The following is a 17,026-nucleotide window of genomic DNA, read 5'->3' on the forward strand; positions in this document are numbered from 1 at the left end:
GAATCGATCATGCACGATCTCAATGACATGCGCTATTTCGCCGAAGTCGTGGACCACGGCAGCTTCGCGAGCGCAGCCCGGACACTGGGCCTGCCGACCTCGCGGCTGTCACGGCGCATCGCCCGGCTGGAAGCCGAACTGGGCGTGCGGCTGCTGCACCGGACGACGCGCAAACTGTCCCTGACGGCGGCGGGCGAGCAATACCACCATCACTGCATCGCCGTCCGCGACCAGGCGGAGCAGGCCCAGGCGGAACTCGCCCGGATCCTGACCGAACCGCGTGGCCCCTTGCGCGTGTCCTGCCCCGTCACCCTGGCCCAGTCCACCCTCGGCCCGCTGATCCCCGGCTATCTGGCGCGCCACCCCAAGGTCCGTCTGGAAGTCCTGGTCAGCAACCGCGTCGTCGACCTGGCCGAAGAAGGCGTGGACCTCGCCCTGCGGGTCCGCCAGACCCTGGACGACAGCGGCAGCGCGATCATCAAGCAGCTCGGCCTGAGCCACGGCCTGCTGGTCGCCAGCCCGGAACTGCTCCGGAATCACGGCTGGCCGGCGCAACCCGCCGACCTGGAACGCTTCGACGCGGTCGGCATGTCGGCGACGGGCGGCAAGGTGCGCCTGCGCCTGCTCGGCCCGCAGGGTGCGCGGCACGAAGCCGCCTGCCGTCCCGTCTGTATCGTCGACGATCTGATCACGCTGCGTTTCGCCATCCTGGGCGGTGTGGGCGTCGGCATGCTGCCCGACTACATGTGCCATGAGGACATCGCCGAAGGCCGGCTGGAACGCATCCTGCCCGACTGGTCGCTGGCCTCCGGCATCGTGCACGCCGCTTACCTGTCGCGGCGCGGCATGTCGCCGGCGCTGCGTTCCTTCCTGGATTACCTGGGCGAAAAGCTGATGCAGGATCCGGATGACGACCTGACCGGCATCTCCCCCCTCAAGCCACCCCGCCGGGCGCCGGCTGCGGCGAAAACCGCTGGAGCAGACTGATCCTGTGCATTTGGCATCCAATGATTTATGCTCGACCGGATGCCGTCCCGGCCTCGCACCGATCCAGGAGCCCTCTGATGTCATTCCAAGGAAGCTGCCATTGCGGCGCCGTTCGATTCACCGTCGACGCCGCCGTCCCCACCCAGGCCATCGAATGCAACTGCTCGCATTGCCGCATCAAGGGCATGCTGCTGGCGTTCTTTCCCACGGACCAGTTCCATCTGGACCAGGGCGCAGACGCATTGCAGTCCTACCGTTTCAACACGCACAAGATCGAGCACCAGTTCTGCCGGACCTGCGGCACCCAGCCCATGGCGCACGGCGTCCTGCCGGACGGAACTGAATCTTGCGGCGTCAATCTGCGCTGCGTCCCGGATATCGACCTGGACGCCCTGAAACGCATTGCCTACGACGGCGCCAGCCGCTGATCCGGGGCGTACCGCGCCTACGCCGCCCCCAGCGTCTCCATCTCCACCACCCGCGCGCCCAGGTCACGCCAACGGTCGGGGTGGCAGGTGAACAGCAGGACCTGGTGACGCTGCGCAGCGTCGAACAGGATGCGTTTCATGCCGTCCAGGCGCGCGTGGTCGCTGTGCACCAGGGCGTCGTCCAGGATGATCAGGGTGGGCCGGCCCGCCTCACGCAGCAGATCGGCGTAGGCCAGGCGGCTGATCAGGCCCATCTGCTCGCGCGCGCCGAAGCTCAGGGTCTCGACCGCCTCGCCGGACGAACCGCCCGCGCCCGGACGGATCAGCCGTTCGGGCAACAGATCTTCGTCCACGTCCAGCCGCGCCTGCGGGAACAGCAGTCCCAGATAATGGTTCAGGTGGCGCTGCAGGGGCGCCTGGATGCGGCGGGTCAGCGCCTGCCGACCCGCCCTCAATAGGCCCAGCAGCAGATCCAGGGCTTCGGCCCGGCGCTGCAGCTCGGCGCGGCGCCGGGCCATGAATTCCGCCTCCCGGGCCAGATCGGCACGCTGCTCTTCCAGGCCATGCGCGCCCAGCGCTTCCAGCCCGCTTTGGACCCGGATGGTTTCCTCATGGCGTTCTTTGGCAGCCTGTTCCATCCGGGCAGCGGTGCGCGCGAACCGCTGCACGTCCTGCTCCAGAATCTCCGGGCGGGCCTCGGCGATCCGGGCGTCCAGCGCATCCAGGGATTGCCGCACCGCCGTTTCCCGTGCCTGAAGCGCCGCCAGCCGGACGATGAGCGCCTGTTCCTGCCGCTGGCGCTCCGGCGCCTGGAGCGCGTCCCGAAGCCGCTGCCATTCGGCCTCGGCCGCGCGGCCGGCCTGTTCCGCCAGACCCAGCGCCTGGGCATGCCCGGCCGCCTGCCGCTCGGCGGCCTGCAGCCTTTCGCGCGCGGAGGCCGACTCGCGTTCGGCCCCGACCTCGTCGAGGGGCTCAGTGGAGGTCTCGGTGCCGGTACCGGCATTCGTCCCGACCGCGTCCCGTGGCAAAGCCTCCAGCGCTTCGGACCGAGTCTGCACTTCTTGTTCGAGCAGCGCCAGCCGGTTCGACACCGCATCCACGCCCTGCGGCGCCAGCCCACTCAGGCGGGATTCATGCAGATCGATCTCCTGCCGCAGGGTCCGGGCCTGCTCCGCCTGATCCTCGGCCTGCCTCAGGTCCGCCGCCCCCAGTCCGCTCAGCAGCGCGTCAAACCGGTCGCGGGTCTCCTGGCGGCGACGGGCCAGCTCGGCCAGATCCTCGCCTCCGGGTTGAATGTGCAGGCGGCCGATGCCCGGCACGTCCAGCGCGACGGGTTCCAGCAGCAGGCGTTCGCCCCGGCCCGACAGGGCCTCGTCCCCGACCTGGATGTGTCGTTGCGGCAGCAGGTCGTATGCGAGGCGCGTGGCGGCGGACTGACGAGTTGCGTCGAGTTCGGCCAATGTCCGGTCCATCGACCGCAGTTGCTTCAATACCGTCTCATCCAGCCGGATAGGCTGCAAACGGGCACGCAGCGCCTGCACGTGCGCCTGCAAAGTCCGCGCCTGTTCCAGGTCGGCCGCCAGGCGGGCCTGCTCGGCCGTCAATCGGCGCAGATCGGCGGCCAGCACGGCGCGCCTGGCCTGCCGCCGCGCCGTCGTCAGGCGGGCCTCGGCCGTGCGATAGACCGCCTGCGCCTGCTCGACCTGGGCGTCGATCCGAGGCCGGTCGGCCTGCAATTCCGTGATCCGCAAACCGGTCGCATCCCGCTCCCGGACGCGCTGTTCCAGTTCCTGATGCTGGCGGGCATAGGCCGCCTGCTGGTCCCGGCCGTGCTGCTGACTGGCGACGCAATGTTCCAGATCCTGCGCCTCGTGTGCCCGGGCCTGTCGCCAGCCCTGGACCTCGGTCAGCTTCGTCTGGGCCTCGGCAGCCTGCCGGCGGTAGGTTTCCCAAGGCCGCCCCTCATCCTCGCCCCGCAGGCGGCGCAGTTCAGCCAATCGGTCCACCTGCTGGCGATACGCGGCGATGTCCCGATCGAGCGTCGTCAAGCGCGCCACGGCGTCCTCGTGCTGCCGCAGGATCTCCGCATATTCTCCCGTGGGGCGCCCCGTGGACGCGGTCAGCAGCTTTGCACGCTCGGCCTCGACCCGGGCGATCAGCGCGTCCCCTGCGCTGCTGGCCAGATCCCCCAGGCTCTCACCCAGAGCGGATTTCAGGTAAGGACCCGCGTGGGCCACCGAGTCGCTCAGGGCCTGACCCTCGCCCTGCTCGATCCACAGCAGGCCGGGCACGCCCCAGTGCTGGGCCTTGCTCGGGCCTTTGCCAGGGAATTGGTAGCCCAGCAATTCCGCCAGTTTTTCCTCGGCCTCGTCGCCATTGAAGCGCCGGGTGCCGATCTCCAGGTCGCAGCGTTTCTGCCTCAGAAAGCGTTTGCTGAGCTTCCAGTGCACGCCCTGCCACTCGAATTCCAGTTCCACGCTGGGCGCGGCGGACGTATCGCCCCAGGGCTGCAGGTCTCCCGCGCCACTGGACTTGAAACGCTCGAAGAACGCCGCGCGGATCGCCCGCACCAGCGTGCTCTTGCCGGACTCATTGGGGCCCGCGAACAGATTGATGCCGGGTTCCAGGTCACGGATTTCCACCGGCTCGCGGAAGCGTCGGAGTTGTTCGACGCGCAGGCGCAAGAGTCTCATGGCGCCTCTCCCGCGTCATGGCTCAGCAGACCCGCCAGGATTGCCAGCGCCTCGCGCGCAGTGTCCGCGTCATCCGCAGCGGCATCCTGCCGCTGGCGCAATTGTGCGAGCACCTCTCCCACGTAGCCATCGGCCCGCAAAGCGGACATGTCCTCGTCGGTGGGCTCCAGCCGCAGGTCGGTGCGGTGAACCTGCAGACTGCGGCAGCGCCCTTGCACCACGGACAGCGCCTGATCCAGACGCCGCTCGCCCGCCAGATCGATGGCTCCGGACAAGGTCAAATCCAGCACGGTCCCGGACGGCAGGCCATCCAGACGCTCGGCGAGCAGATCCAGGTCGGATGCGACCGACAGCGCCTCGTCCCAGGCCAGCCAGCGATACTGGCCGATCGCCAGAGGCTCCACGGTCGGCATCCGGCCCGGACCCGGCAGGTCCACCCGCACGACCTGGCCCGAACCGTTGTCACGAAAGCGCTCCGGCTCCGGCGTGCCGCTGTACACGGTGCGCTCATCGACCTGCTTGAAGCCATGCCAGTCGCCCAGTGCCAGATAATCCAGTCGTGCGCGCGCCGCCCGGTCAGCGGCAATCGGATTGGGCGAATCGATCTCCTCGGCCAGAATGCCCTGGACGCTGCCGTGCGCCAGGCCGATGCGCGCCAGGCCCTCGTCGGTTTCCGCCGTGTCGAACCACGCAGTCAGATCGTCGTGCGTCTGCCGTTGGGTCAGGGGTGCCGCCAATACCGCGAAACCGAGATCGGGAAAGGTGTACACGCCAGGTTCCAGCAGCAGATGCGCGTGAGACGGCACTGCGCCCAGCCGCTGCGCACGGGTCCAGACACTTTCCGCCAGGGCGGCGTCGTGATTGCCGGGGATCAGAATCCAGGGGCCTTCATAGCCCCGCAGCGCATTGAACAAGCGCCGGATGGTGCGGTCCGACACCGCCTGGGCGTCGAACACGTCGCCCGCCACCAGAACGGCGTCCACGCGTTCGCGTGCGGCCAGCGCAGCGATGCGCTCGACCACGGCGAAACGGGCCTCGGCCAGGACCGTGGCGTCCTCGGGGGCGAAACGGCCGTACTGGCGGCCAATCTGCCAATCGGCGGTGTGCAGGAATCGGGGCATGGCCGGGATATTGACACCGACTCCGGCCCCGAGTCAAAGCCGGGCGTCAGCCGATTGTCCGGCCCCCCCCCAGGCATTTACTTGGCGAACAACTGGCCCAGGTCCTTGAACGCCTTGAATTCCAGGGCGTTGCCACAGGGGTCCAGCAGGAACATGGTGGCCTGCTCGCCCACCTGCCCCTTGAAGCGGACATAGGGCTCGATGACGAACTTCGTGCCAAAGGACTTCAGGCGTTCCGCCAGGGCCTCCCATTGCTCCCATCCCAGGACGATGCCGAAGTGCGGCACCGGCACCTCATGCCCGTCCACCGGATTGGTATGGGCGCTTTCCTGGGACGCCGTCCGGGGATGCTCGTGGATCACCAACTGGTGGCCGTAGAAATTGAAGTCCACCCACTGCGCGCTGGAACGGCCTTCCTCCAGGCCAAAGACCTCGCCATAGAAGCGGCGGGCGGCGGGCAGGTCGTAGACAGGGATGGCCAGATGAAACGGGGACAGGCTCATGGAAGGCTCCAGGAAACGAAGGTGGATGTCTGAAGGATTGTAGAAGCGGACGCGGAAACGCACCATCCCGGACGAATGCAGCGGCGCTTCGACACGAACCGGTGGTTTATGATTCCAGCTTCGCACCGCTCCGACCGCTCCCATGATCCGCCTGCCCACGCCCGCCACCCGCCGCCTGCCCTTGCGGAGGCCGCGTTGAGCCCGTCCGCCCCCGCCCGCCATCCCGCCTGGGGCATTGCCCTGGTGGCGCTGATCGCCCTGGCCGGCCTGTTCTACGTCAAATGGGCGCCCTACTACGACCGCGCCTTCACAGCCGCCCAGACCCACTCCATCGGCGCCTCCATCCTGACGGGAGGCCAGGATGCCCCACCCGCACCTTCCCTGCACGCCGCACTCGGCTATGCCAAGGCCTACGGACTGGCCATCTGGAAAGCCATGCTGCTGGGCCTGCTGCTGGGTTCCGCCCTGCAAACGCTGCTGCCGCCGCGCTGGATCGAGCGCTGGCTGGGCCGGCCGGACGCCGGCGGCGTCGTGACGGGCGGCCTGCTGTCCATCCCCAGCATGATGTGCACCTGCTGCGCCACGCCGGTGATCAACGGCCTGCGACACTGCCGCGCCGCGCCGGGCAATACGGCCGCCTACTGGCTGGGCAACACCATGCTCAATCCGGCCACCCTGATTTTCATGGGCTTCGTCCTGGGCTGGCACTGGGTGGGGCTGCGTCTGGCGCTGGGGCTGGTCATGGTGCTGGGCCTGGGCTGGGCGCTGAACCGCATGAGCCGGGCGGACGGAACCTCCGACGCGCCTGCCGACGACGCCACGGCGGCCGCCGTCGAAACCGGCCCCGCGTACTTCCAGCCCGGCCAGATCCTGCGGCGCTGGGCCCGGGCATTCACCGGCATGGCGCTGCGGCTGCTGCCTGAATACCTGATCCTGGTGCTGCTGCTGGGCGCCGCCCGCGCCTGGCTGTTCCCCGTGCTGGACTTCAGCATCGACAACGGCCTGCTGTGGATCGTGGGCGCCGCGCTGGTCGGCACCCTGTTCGTGATCCCGACTGCGGGCGAGGTGCCCATCGTCCAGGCTCTGCTGGCGCTGGGCGTAGGCGTGGGGCCGGCCGCCGCGCTGCTCGTCACCTTGCCGCCGGTCAGCCTGCCGTCCCTGGTCATGGTCAGCCGGTCGTTCCACCGGTCCGAACTGGCCATCCTGGCGCTGGGCGTCGTGGGACTGGGGGTGATTGCCGGCGGGCTGGCGATCGGGCTGGGCTTCGGCGGGTAGGGCCGCCTCAGGCCACTGCCAGCCCGGACACGAACCCGTCAGCATCAGCCACGCACGCCCGACTCACGCCCATGCGCTCTTCCAGAATTTGGAATTTCGCCACAAAAAATTGGGAATTTCAAAAAGCAGATGGTTTCAAAGAAGTCTCCCAAGCAGGACACGTCCAGCCGCGCCATCACGAACCTCTACCTGAATGCGCCTGACATCCCCGATGAGTGGATCGACTGCTTCCAGGGCAGCCAATCCGACGATGGCATCTATACAGGACTCATTCAGGGGAGACCCACCGCAGACTGGCTGGTCTATGCTGACAGCCCGCCCATGTTCGCCATTGCGGTCATGCTGTCCGGCCGCCTGACCGGAGCTTTCGATGGCGCCGCCGCCGAGGTGGATCTGCAGCCTGGCATGGTGCTCGTCATGTCCACCGAAAAGAGCGTCCCGTGCAGGGACCGTTACGTCGGCGGGGCGGATTTCAAGATGTGCTACATCACGCTGCCCCCCTGTGCCCTGCAGCGGCTCACCGGCTATTCCAGCATCCCTCTCTCCGGCAAACTGCTGCAAGACGGCAGCCTGCCCGGGCTGGGTACATACCTGGGGGTCTCGCACGCGCCCGCACACCTGATACGGACCGTGCACGACATCCTTTCCTGCCGGATCCAGGGGGAAACGGCCCGTGCGCTTTATTTTCGCGCCAAGACACTGGAAATCCTGGCCATTGTGCTCGAAGACGTCATCCAGGTCCAAGGCGGCAGGCCACTACCCATCCCGTCAGACCGGAATCGCCTGCTGCAGGCTCAGACGCTGCTGCAAAACACCTGTGAGCGCGGCTGGCTCGTGGAAACGCTCGCGCGCGCCGTTGGCCTGAACGAAAAACGTCTGCAATCCGGGTTCCAGGCCATGTTCGGCATGTCCGTTCATGCCAAACTCACTCAGATCCGGATGGACACTGCGGGTGATCTGCTCTTGCAGGGCACCCCGGTCTCGGAAGCCGCCTACGCCGTCGGCTTTTCCAGTCTGAGCCACTTCAGTAAAGCCTTCAGAACCGCCAAGGGGGTCACGCCCAAACGCTGGGCGATGCATTCCCGCCCTTACCCGGACGTATCCTGATCATGTCCGGTACTACCGGATCACGCTGATCGCCTCCACCAGCCGCTGCATTTGCTGATCGAGCTGGTGTGAAGACGCCGAATTCTGCTCCACCAGATCGGCATTCTGCCGGGTGATCTGATCGAGATGCGCGATGGCATTGCTGACCTCCGCGATGCCATCGCGCTGCTCCTGCGTAGCCCCGCTGATCTGGCCGATGTGCTCGGACACCCGCTGCGCCTGAGCCGCAATCCCGGCAATGGTGTGACGAGTTTCCATGACCAGCCGGGCCCCTTCGGCGACCTGATCACCACTGGCCCGAATCAACGCACGGACCGTCCCGGCGGCATCGGCGCTGCGCTGAGCCAGACTGCGCACTTCCGACGCCACCACGGCGAACCCGCGGCCCGCTTCGCCCGCGCGCGCGGCCTCGACCGCCGCATTGAGCGCCAGCAGATTGGTCTGCGCCGCGATGGTGTCGATCACCTCGATGATTTCGTTGATTTTCCGGGAACTATGTTCGATGGCCTGCATCGTGCCCACCACCTGCCCCATGGCCTGCTCACCCCGGGCCACCGCCTGGCACGCCTCGCCGGACAAAGCCCACGCCTGCTCGGCAGCGGATGCATTGTCCGTCACCGAGCCCGCCATCCGCTGCACGAAGGAGGCCGTTTGCGCAACACTGGCGGCGGATTGCTCCGTGCGCTGGCGCAATTCGTCGGTCCCGTTCTCCATGTCGCTGGCCGCTTGCCGCACAGCCAGCACCTGTTCACTCACATCGTCAGCCAGCCAGCGCAGCATCAGCCCCATCTGATCGATCGCACGCATGCTCGTGCCAATCTCGTCCGTACGATTCAGATGCACGGCATCACGGTCATTGCCCGTCGCAACATCCAGCGCGTGCCGACAGAGTCTTTCCAACGGCCGCGCCAATTGCGATTCCAGCAGCCAATCGAGTCCGAGCGCGGCCAGGCCGATCAACGCGCAGACCTGCCAGGACGGCGCATCCACCGCCATGAATACCGTGAGCACGACCGACAAGACAGCCCAGAACGCCAATACGCTCACGCGGATGCGGGCGCGCACGGACAGCAACTGCAGCCAAGCCAGTGGCTGCCAGAAAAAACCATTGCGGATCCACACGCCTTTGCGCAGCCGGACCGGCTGCGACTCGCCCCGACGCAGCGCCTGGTACATGGCCGCAGCCTCGTCCACCTCCGGGCGAGGCGGCTTGGTGCGGATGGAGAGATACCCCTGATGTCGGCCCTGACGGATCACGGGCACCGCATTGGCACGCACCCAATAGTGATCGCCATTCTTGCGACGGTTCTTCACCAGCGCGGTCCATGGCTCTCCGCTCTGCAACGTCGCCCACATATCCGCAAAGGCCTCGGGCGGCATGTCGGGGTGACGAACGAGGTTGTGGGCTTGCCCCACAAGTTCATCAAGCGAGAACCCGCTGGTGCGCACGAAAGCCGCATTGGCATATGTGATGTCGCTCTTGGTGTTCGTGGTGGACATCAAGGTGACATCATCCGGAATCGGATATTCCTGTTGCGTGACGGGTTCGTTAAGTCTCATGCTGCGTTCCACTCGCTCTCTTTCATGCCAGGCCGACAGGCCCATTACAAGGCGACGGAAATCTTACATTGCATTACCCACACTAATGTCATGGTTTTATGACATCCCTGCGGATCCCGGGCGAAAATTCCTTGAAGCCGTCATTTTTTCCGGCAATGCATCAATTTTTTACCGCCGGGCCTGACGAACGCGTGCAGCGCGGGATAGACATGATCATGAGCGCAGTGCTGGTGGCACTGGCGCAGGCGGGCAATGGGACGATAGCCTTACTCCTCCCGTAGCGCCCCGAACCGCTCCGCCAGGTGATCCAGCAAGGCACGCACGGCAGGCAGTTGTCCGCGTCGAGAGGCATAGACGGCATGGATGAGCTCGGGCCGGGGTTCCCAGTTCGGCAACACCCGCACCAGTGCGCCGCTGCGCACATCTTCCTGGATGAACATATTGGGCAACTGCACCACCCCGGCGTCCAGCAACGCCGCATCGCGCAGCGCCGGCATGGATTGCGTCACCAGCTTCGGCTGATGCCGCACCTCGGTGCGCGCGGCATCGGGTCCGTACAGTATCCAGCGGTGGGTTTCCCGGGGCAGGCCCATGTCCAGACTGGGCCAACCGGACAGATCCATGGGCCCGGCGGGCGCGCCCATGCGCTGCAGCAGCGCGGGGCTGGCCACCAGACACTGGCGGCGCTCGGCCAGCGTGCGCAACACCAGTTCGCTGTCCTGCAACGGCGGCGGACGCACACGGATCGCCAGATCCAGCCCTTCACCCACCACGTCCACACGCCGATTGGTCTCGTCCACCAGCAGTTCCACCTGCGGATACCGCCGCATGAACTCTCCCAGCATGCCGCCCACGCGCGCCGCCAGCAGCGCCACGGGACAGCTCACGCGAACCACGCCACAGGGCTCGGCATGCGCCAGCGCGGCGGACTCCTCCGCCGCTTCGGCCTCGATCAGCATGGCGCGGCAATGCTGGTAATAGCGCTGTCCCACCTCGGTCACGGCGAAACTGCGCGTGGAACGCTGCAAAAGCCGCGTCCCCAGACGCTCTTCCAATAGCGCCACACGACGGCTGAGTTTGGACTTGGGGATGCCCAGAGCACGGCCCGCAGGCGCAAAGCCGCCGTGCTCCACCACCTGGGCGAAGTAGTACAGCTCATTCAGATCCGGTAGTTTCATCGTTCCAATTATAGAACGCTGAGATTGAATATTGCCGACTACTCAGAGCATCGTCCCAAATTCATAATTACCCCATGTTCAACGCCTGCATCGCCCACAAAGACCGCAGGCCCGTTCTCAGGAGAAACGCCATGCTGAAGAAAATCCTCGGTGTCTACGAAGCCCCGCGCTCCCACTGGGTGGGTAACGGTTTTCCCGTGCGCTCGCTGTTCAGCTACGACAACCACGGCAAAGCCCTGAGCCCCTTCCTGCTGCTGGATCACGCGGGCCCCCAGACCTTCGCGCCCACCACGACGCGGCGCGGCGTGGGCGAGCACCCTCACCGTGGCTTCGAGACCGTGACCATCGTCTACGAGGGCGAAGTCGCCCACCGCGACTCCACCGGCGCGGGCGGCACCATCGGCCCCGGCGACGTGCAGTGGATGACGGCGGCCTCGGGCATCCTGCACGAGGAATACCACTCCGACGCCTTCGCCCAACGCGGCGGCCCGCTGGAAATGGTGCAGTTGTGGGTCAACCTGCCGGCCCGGGACAAAATGTCCGCGCCTGGCTACCAGACCCTGCTGAACGCCGACATCCCGCAGGTCGATCTGCCCGACGGCGCCGGCAGCCTGCGCGTCATCGCCGGCAGCTACGGCGGCGGCCGGGGGCCCGCCCGGACCTTCACGCCCATCGACGTCTGGGACGTGCGCTTGCAGGCCGGCGCCACGGCGGCGCTCCAGTCTCCGCCGGGCCGCACCCTGGCGCTGGTGGTGTTGCACGGCACGGTACTGGTCAACGGGCAGGAGGTCGTCCGCGCCGGCCAACTGGTGCACATGGACCGCGCGGCCGATACTGTGCACCTGGAGGCCAACAACGAGGTCACGCTGCTGTGGCTGTCGGGCGAACCGATCGACGAGCCCGTCGTCGGCTACGGCCCGTTCGTCATGAACAGCGAGGAAGAAATCCGGCAGGCGCTGGAGGACTTCCGCAGCGGACGCTTCGGCGGCATCCCGGCGGCCGAGGCCGTGCCGGCCCACTGAGCGATCCGCCGCCGTCCCGCGTCACTGCGCGGACCGGCCAGATCAACGCCTGGGACAACGACGTCGAGGGCCTGGCCGCGCTATTCTCCAACCACATCCCCGACTATCGCAACCTGATGAACAGCTACAGTACGCTGACGGCGGGGAAGTAAATCCGGCGTCTCGCCCCAGAAAGCCCGCGACGCGCCGACGCCTGCGGGCTTCGTCTTGACCCCACCTCACGGACACCATGAGCCCCTCGTCCTCCTCTCCCATCCCGGTCACGCTCCTGACAGGCTTTCTGGGCAGCGGCAAAACCACGATCCTGAATCACCTGGTGCGGCAGCCCGAACTGGCCGACGCACTGGTCATCATCAACGAGTTCGGTGAAATGCCGCTGGACCACCTGCTGGTGGCGCACAGCACCGAAAACACCATCCTGGAGATGAGCAGCGGCTGCCTGTGCTGCACGATCCGCACCGATCTGGTCCAGACGCTGCGCGACATCACCTGGCGCTTCTCACGCAACGGCCAGCGTCAGTTCCGTCGTGTGCTGATCGAAACCACCGGCCTGGCCGATCCGGCGCCGATCGTGCATACGCTGATGACCCATCCGCAACTCGCCCAGCGATATCGCCTGGACGGCATCGTCGTCGCACTGGATCTGGCCGCCGGCAACGCCACGCTGGATCACCATCCAGAGGCCGTGCGCCAGGCCGCGATCGCCGATTGCCTGCTGCTGACCAAAAGCGATCTGGCCGATGCCGAGGCGCGCCGAACGCTGCTGCGACGACTCGACGCGATCAACCCGGCCGCGCCGCGCCACGAGGCCCGGCACGGTGCCATCGCCGCCGGGGCGGTCCTGGACCTGGGCCTGTTCTCGGCCGAAGGCAAGGTCCCGGACGTCATGCGATGGCTGCATGAGGAAGCCTACGCGGCCGACGCGCCACACCACGGTCTTGCGCACCCCGGCGGCCACGGTCATGGACACGATCATCATGACCACGACGCCCACCGTCATGACGACCATATCCGGGCGTTCTGCTTCGCCGTGAACGATCCGATCCCGGTCGCAAGACTGGCCGCCTGGCTGGAGGTGCTGCGGAGCTTGAGCGGGCCGGACGTTCTGCGCGTCAAGGGCATCCTGAACGTCGAAGGCCAGTACCAGCCGCTGGTGATCCACAGCGTGCAGCACATCGTCCATCCGCCCGTCACCCTGCCCGCCTGGCCGAGCGCGGATCGCCGATCACGCCTGGTCTTCATCACGCAAGGCGTCAGCCGCGCAACCATTGAAGCCGCGCTCCAGTCCTGTCTGCAAAACGATAGCCGCCCAGAACCTTAGCCGGACACCGCCTGCGCCAGCTTCTGGATGGAAAGCGGCGCACAGCCTTCGGCATCGTTGCTGACGATCACGTAGGCTGGCTGGCCCGCGCCCGTGATGCCATGGATGGTGCGCGCCAGCACGGCGCGCGTATGGAGATCTTCGCTGACGATGGCATCAAAGGGCGCATGCTTCTTCTGCGCATCGGCATAGCCATACGCGCCAAAGACGCGATTCAAGGTCCATCGGCAGACCAGCGGACCCGGCCACAAGGCCCGCAGCATGGGCAGTTGCGACTCGATCGGCGGCATCTTGCCATGCAGACCCAGACAGAACGTGGCACCCTGCGCCTGCAGCGTGTCGGCCAACGCCTGGCCCAACAGCTCGGGATCACGGACTTCCACGGCGACGACCACGGAGGGATGCGCGGACAGGACCTGACGGACGGCCGCCAGCATGTGCCCCAGACGGTCCAGCAACGCGGCGGGACGGCCGAGCCAGCCCAAGGACAGCGGACTCAACTGAAAGACCAGCACACCCAGTTTGGCGCCCAGCCCCGCGAGCGTCGGCTGCACGAAGTGCTCGACGGCCAGGCGCGAATCGAGAAAATCCGGGTTGGGCTTGAGCGCCTTGCCTTCGTCGCCGCGCACCTGGGCATCGGTGACGAAGGCGGGACATTTGACGACGAAGCGAAAATTCTCATCGACCTGGCCGGCATACGCGGCATACTGAGCCACCGTCAAAGGACGCCAAAAGGTGCGGTCCACGCACACCGCGCGCAGCAGCGGATGCTGATGATAGGCACCCAGGCCGTGTTTCGACAGCGACCCCGGATCGTACTCACCGTCCCAGACCAGGCCGTCCCAGCCTGGATAGGACCAGGTCGAGACCCCGAACCGCAGTTGCGTCGGCAACTGCTGCGCCAGTTCGCGCCAGTCCTCCACCGAGGGCGCGGGCCAGACTTTGGGCGCGCCCCGGCGGGCGACGGACACCGGCTTAGGGGCAGAAGCCGCTTTGGCCGGCGATTCGGCCAGCGGCGGGGAAACGGACTCTCCGAAAAGATCGCCTTGCATGCAGGTCGTACGGGCATTGAAACAGGCTCAAGGGTACTGCAATGCCACAAGGACCGGAACGTGGCGGCCGATCAGCCAGTGCGCGCCGCGAGACCTGCTCTACCGGGAAACGGCCGGAACGTCATCAGGATCAGCATCGCCACCAATCCCAGGGCGGCCGAACCCACGTACATCAGTGCATAACTACCCATGTGATCGTAGATCCAGCCCCCCAGCAAGGGCCCCGAGGACATGCCGAGACTGCCTGCCATGGCTGACGCGCCGATCAGGGTTCCCATCATGCTCAAGGGGAAATTCTCGCGAATGAGCACGGCATACAGCGGCATCGTCCCGGCATAGATGAAGCCAGTCATCATGGCCACGGCATAAAAGCCTCCCAGGCTGCTGACGGACACATAAGCCAGCACGGCAAACGCCTGCGCCAGCAGCCCCAGGACCAGCACGCGATGCGCGCCGAACCGGTCGCCCGCGAGGCCGAAACCCAGGCGGCCGAACATGCCGGCCAGCCCCTCGACGCCGTAGATCGACACCGCCGCAATCGTCGAGATGCCGCAGGTCATGGCGTAGCTGACCGTATGGAAGATCGGACCCGAGTGCGTCGCGCAGCAGAAAAAATTCGCCGCCATCAGCAGGATGAACGGACGCGAACGCACCGCCTGATCGACCGTCATGTCCACCGGTCCGTCCCCGGCCACCTCACCAGCGGACCCGCCCTCCGGCACCGGCGGTCGGCGCACCAACAAAGAGGCCGGAATCATCAGCACCGCCACCATCCCGGCGATGACCAGCATGGCGCTACGCCAACCGTGAGCCTCGACCAGCCAGCCCGCCAGCGGAGCCATCGTCATGGGGGCGATGCCCATGCCTGCGGAGACCAGCGAGACCGCCAGGCTGCGTTGTGTGTCGAACCAGCCGGTGACGCATGCCATCATCGGCGCAAAGATCGCCGCCGTCGCGCCCCCGACCAGCAGGCCGTACACCCATTGGAATTCACCCAGAGACGAGGCCTGGCTGGCCAGCGCCAGACTGGCCGCCAGCACCGCCGATCCCCCGAGCACGACGGGACGCGCGCCATATCGGTCGGACAAGCCGCCCCACCCCAGGCTGGCAACACCCATGGCGAGAAACGCAATGGTCATCGCAGCGGAGATGCCCGTCACGGACCAGCCGGTATCCTGCGCCATCGGCCGCAGAAAAACCGGCAGAGAGAACATCGCACCAAAAGCAACGCAGCCCAGCAAACCGCCGACTGCGACGATGACCCAGCGATAGGAATGGTTCATACGTGTGCTCCAAACGGGGAGGACTGGCGCCTGTGCCTTCAGGCTGCGCTGGGGACGTTGACCATCCAGGGCGTGCCGAAACGGTCAGTCACCATCCCGAAACCAGTCGACCAGAACGTGGCCTGGAACGGCATGGCCACCTGACCGCCCCTGACCAGGCCGTCGAACACACGCTGCCCCTCGGCCGCGTTGTCCACCTGGATCGAGACCCACAGGCCCTGCGGCTTCCGGTAGTCGCCCGCGCAGGCGCCATCCGCCTGCCCCGGCATCTCCGGCATCGTGTCCGAGGCCATGATGGACTGCGCCCCCACCTGCAGGTGAACGTGCATGAGACGACTCTTGACGGACTCCGGCAGCGGCGGCATTCCCGAGTCAGGCGGCATCTCGCCGAAAGTGGACTGATACATGATGCGACCGCCGAACAGTTCCGCATAGAACGCCATGGCTTCGGCGGCGTTGCCATCGAAGTTCAGATAGGGCACGAATTGCATGGATGTCTCCTGGGGAGGATGAGGATATGGGGATTCGATGCTCTGACGTCATCAATTGTGAACACCGTCCACATATATTGAGGGCTAAAATGGACAGCGTCCACATTCAAAATGTACGTTTTTGTAAGCAATGTCCCAGAGAACTGATCGTCCGCCCTCATCCACCGCCGCGCCCAGGCCGCGCAAGACGTACCGTCACGGAGACCTGCGTGCGGCCTTGATCGAAGCGGGTCTGGCGCTGGCGCGCGAAGGCGGCCCGCAAGCGGTGGTCCTGCGTGAAGCCACGCGCCGCGCCGGCGTCTCGCCGAATGCGGCGTACCGTCATTTCGCCAATCATCAGGCGCTGTTCGAGGCCGTGCGCGCCGCGTCCCTGGGTGCGCTGGCACATGCGATGGAAATCGAACTGCAAACCGCAGAGGCCCTGCCCGACCCGACCGAACGCGCCCGCGCCATGCTGGCGGCCATCGGGCGCGGCTATCTGGGTTTCGCGCAGGCGGAAACCGGCTGGTTTCGCACCGCCTTCGCATTCGGCGCCTTCGACGTCGAAGTCCCGCCAGACCCCGCGCGCACCGCCGACAAAGGCCTGAACCCGTTCGAACTCTTGAGCCATGCGCTGGACACCCTGGTGCAGGCCGGCGTCTTGCCTGCCGAACGGCGGCCCGGCGCCGAGTTCCTGGCCTGGTCCTCGGTCCATGGCCTGGCGCTGCTCATCATCGACGGCCCATTGCGGCATGCGCCCCAAGACATGCGCGTGGCGCTCGGCCTGCGGCTGCTGCGGATGGTGGAGGATGGGCTGTGAAGGACTTCAGAACCGCGTCACGAGGACCGGTAAAAGAAGGGAAAGGAGCTGGAGCGGGTGATGGGAATCGAACCCACGCTTGAGGCTTGGGAAGCCGCCGTTCTACCATTGAACTACACCCGCATCGAGGAAGGTCGATGACGGCAAGGATTCATTGGTAAAATCGAGGCTCACCAAGTCCCTTGCAGCCCGACATTTTAACAGCA

At 66.4% G+C, this 17,026-nt stretch carries 15 protein-coding genes, 1 tRNA gene and 1 pseudogene; 8 read left to right on the forward strand and 9 right to left on the reverse strand.

The window, feature by feature from the left end:
* The first annotated feature begins 9 nt into the window (after window positions 1–9).
* Both WA983_RS02840 and WA983_RS02845 read left to right on the forward strand, forming a co-directional pair.
* Window positions 10–987, forward strand: coding sequence for a LysR family transcriptional regulator (locus WA983_RS02840; RefSeq protein WP_424251727.1), 978 nt, complete (start codon window positions 10–12; stop codon window positions 985–987).
* Window positions 988–1,064: 77 nt separating this feature from the next.
* Window positions 1,065–1,415 (forward strand): GFA family protein, encoded by a 351-nt coding sequence (locus WA983_RS02845; protein ID WP_424251729.1) that lies wholly within the window; start codon window positions 1,065–1,067, stop codon window positions 1,413–1,415.
* A gap of 17 nt (window positions 1,416–1,432) precedes the next feature.
* On the opposite strand, the gene WA983_RS02850 is transcribed toward WA983_RS02845, so the two are convergent.
* From WA983_RS02850 to WA983_RS02860, 3 genes are all read right to left on the reverse strand, one after another.
* Window positions 1,433–4,108, reverse strand: coding sequence for an AAA family ATPase (locus tag WA983_RS02850; RefSeq protein ID WP_424311566.1), 2,676 nt, complete (start codon window positions 4,106–4,108; stop codon window positions 1,433–1,435).
* Entirely contained in the window at window positions 4,105–5,229 is a 1,125-nt protein-coding gene (locus tag WA983_RS02855; protein ID WP_424311567.1) for a metallophosphoesterase family protein, read from the reverse strand. Before WA983_RS02855 ends, WA983_RS02850 begins: the two co-directional genes overlap by 4 nt.
* Before the next feature lie 77 nt (window positions 5,230–5,306).
* The gene (locus WA983_RS02860) at window positions 5,307–5,732 is read right to left on the reverse strand and encodes a VOC family protein (protein WP_424248208.1); all 426 of its coding nucleotides are present in this window, start codon (window positions 5,730–5,732) and stop codon (window positions 5,307–5,309) included.
* Window positions 5,733–5,927: 195 nt separating this feature from the next.
* On the opposite strand from WA983_RS02860, the gene WA983_RS02865 reads away from it, so the two are divergent.
* Window positions 5,928–7,007, forward strand: coding sequence for a permease (locus tag WA983_RS02865; RefSeq protein ID WP_424311568.1), 1,080 nt, complete (start codon window positions 5,928–5,930; stop codon window positions 7,005–7,007).
* A gap of 129 nt (window positions 7,008–7,136) precedes the next feature.
* Window positions 7,137–8,114, forward strand: coding sequence for a helix-turn-helix domain-containing protein (locus tag WA983_RS02870; protein WP_424248211.1), 978 nt, complete (start codon window positions 7,137–7,139; stop codon window positions 8,112–8,114).
* A gap of 12 nt (window positions 8,115–8,126) precedes the next feature.
* On the opposite strand, the gene WA983_RS02875 is transcribed toward WA983_RS02870, so the two are convergent.
* Window positions 8,127–9,674 carry a methyl-accepting chemotaxis protein gene (locus WA983_RS02875; RefSeq protein ID WP_424311569.1) on the reverse strand — a complete coding sequence of 516 codons (1,548 nt, stop codon included), beginning with the start codon at window positions 9,672–9,674 and terminating at the stop codon, window positions 8,127–8,129.
* 266 nt (window positions 9,675–9,940) lie between these two features.
* A complete protein-coding gene (locus WA983_RS02880) occupies window positions 9,941–10,852 on the reverse strand; it encodes a LysR family transcriptional regulator (RefSeq protein WP_424248215.1) in 912 nt (303 codons plus the stop codon).
* Window positions 10,853–10,986: 134 nt separating this feature from the next.
* On the opposite strand from WA983_RS02880, the gene WA983_RS02885 reads away from it, so the two are divergent.
* From WA983_RS02885 to WA983_RS02895, 3 genes and pseudogenes are all read left to right on the forward strand, one after another.
* Window positions 10,987–11,874, forward strand: a complete 888-nt coding sequence (locus WA983_RS02885) for a pirin family protein (protein WP_424311603.1) — start codon at window positions 10,987–10,989, stop codon at window positions 11,872–11,874.
* A 50-nt stretch (window positions 11,875–11,924) separates the two neighbouring features.
* Window positions 11,925–12,026, forward strand: a pseudogene (locus tag WA983_RS02890) (hydrolase); the annotation flags it as partial.
* Between the two features lie 77 nt (window positions 12,027–12,103).
* Complete coding sequence (locus tag WA983_RS02895; protein WP_424311570.1) at window positions 12,104–13,195, forward strand: CobW family GTP-binding protein; 1,092 nt, start codon at window positions 12,104–12,106, stop codon at window positions 13,193–13,195.
* Here WA983_RS02895 and WA983_RS02900 read toward each other — a convergent pair.
* From WA983_RS02900 to WA983_RS02910, 3 genes are all read right to left on the reverse strand, one after another.
* On the reverse strand, window positions 13,192–14,247 hold the full coding sequence (locus tag WA983_RS02900) for a DUF72 domain-containing protein (protein WP_424311571.1): 1,056 nt from the start codon (window positions 14,245–14,247) through the stop codon (window positions 13,192–13,194). The genes WA983_RS02895 and WA983_RS02900 overlap by 4 nt on opposite strands.
* Before the next feature lie 71 nt (window positions 14,248–14,318).
* The gene (locus WA983_RS02905; RefSeq protein WP_424311572.1) at window positions 14,319–15,530 is read right to left on the reverse strand and encodes an MFS transporter; all 1,212 of its coding nucleotides are present in this window, start codon (window positions 15,528–15,530) and stop codon (window positions 14,319–14,321) included.
* Window positions 15,531–15,568: 38 nt separating this feature from the next.
* Window positions 15,569–16,021, reverse strand: coding sequence for a VOC family protein (locus WA983_RS02910; RefSeq protein ID WP_424311573.1), 453 nt, complete (start codon window positions 16,019–16,021; stop codon window positions 15,569–15,571).
* Window positions 16,022–16,151: 130 nt separating this feature from the next.
* On the opposite strand from WA983_RS02910, the gene WA983_RS02915 reads away from it, so the two are divergent.
* Entirely contained in the window at window positions 16,152–16,820 is a 669-nt protein-coding gene (locus tag WA983_RS02915; protein ID WP_424247971.1) for a TetR/AcrR family transcriptional regulator, read from the forward strand.
* Window positions 16,821–16,869: 49 nt separating this feature from the next.
* Here WA983_RS02915 and WA983_RS02920 read toward each other — a convergent pair.
* Window positions 16,870–16,943: transfer RNA gene (locus WA983_RS02920), tRNA-Gly, on the reverse strand.
* Between the last annotated feature and the right edge of the window lie 83 nt (window positions 16,944–17,026).

The sequence above is a fragment of the Castellaniella sp. genome (assembly GCF_049650445.1).
In the GTDB taxonomy this organism is placed as follows: Bacteria; Pseudomonadota; Gammaproteobacteria; order Burkholderiales; family Burkholderiaceae_B; genus Castellaniella.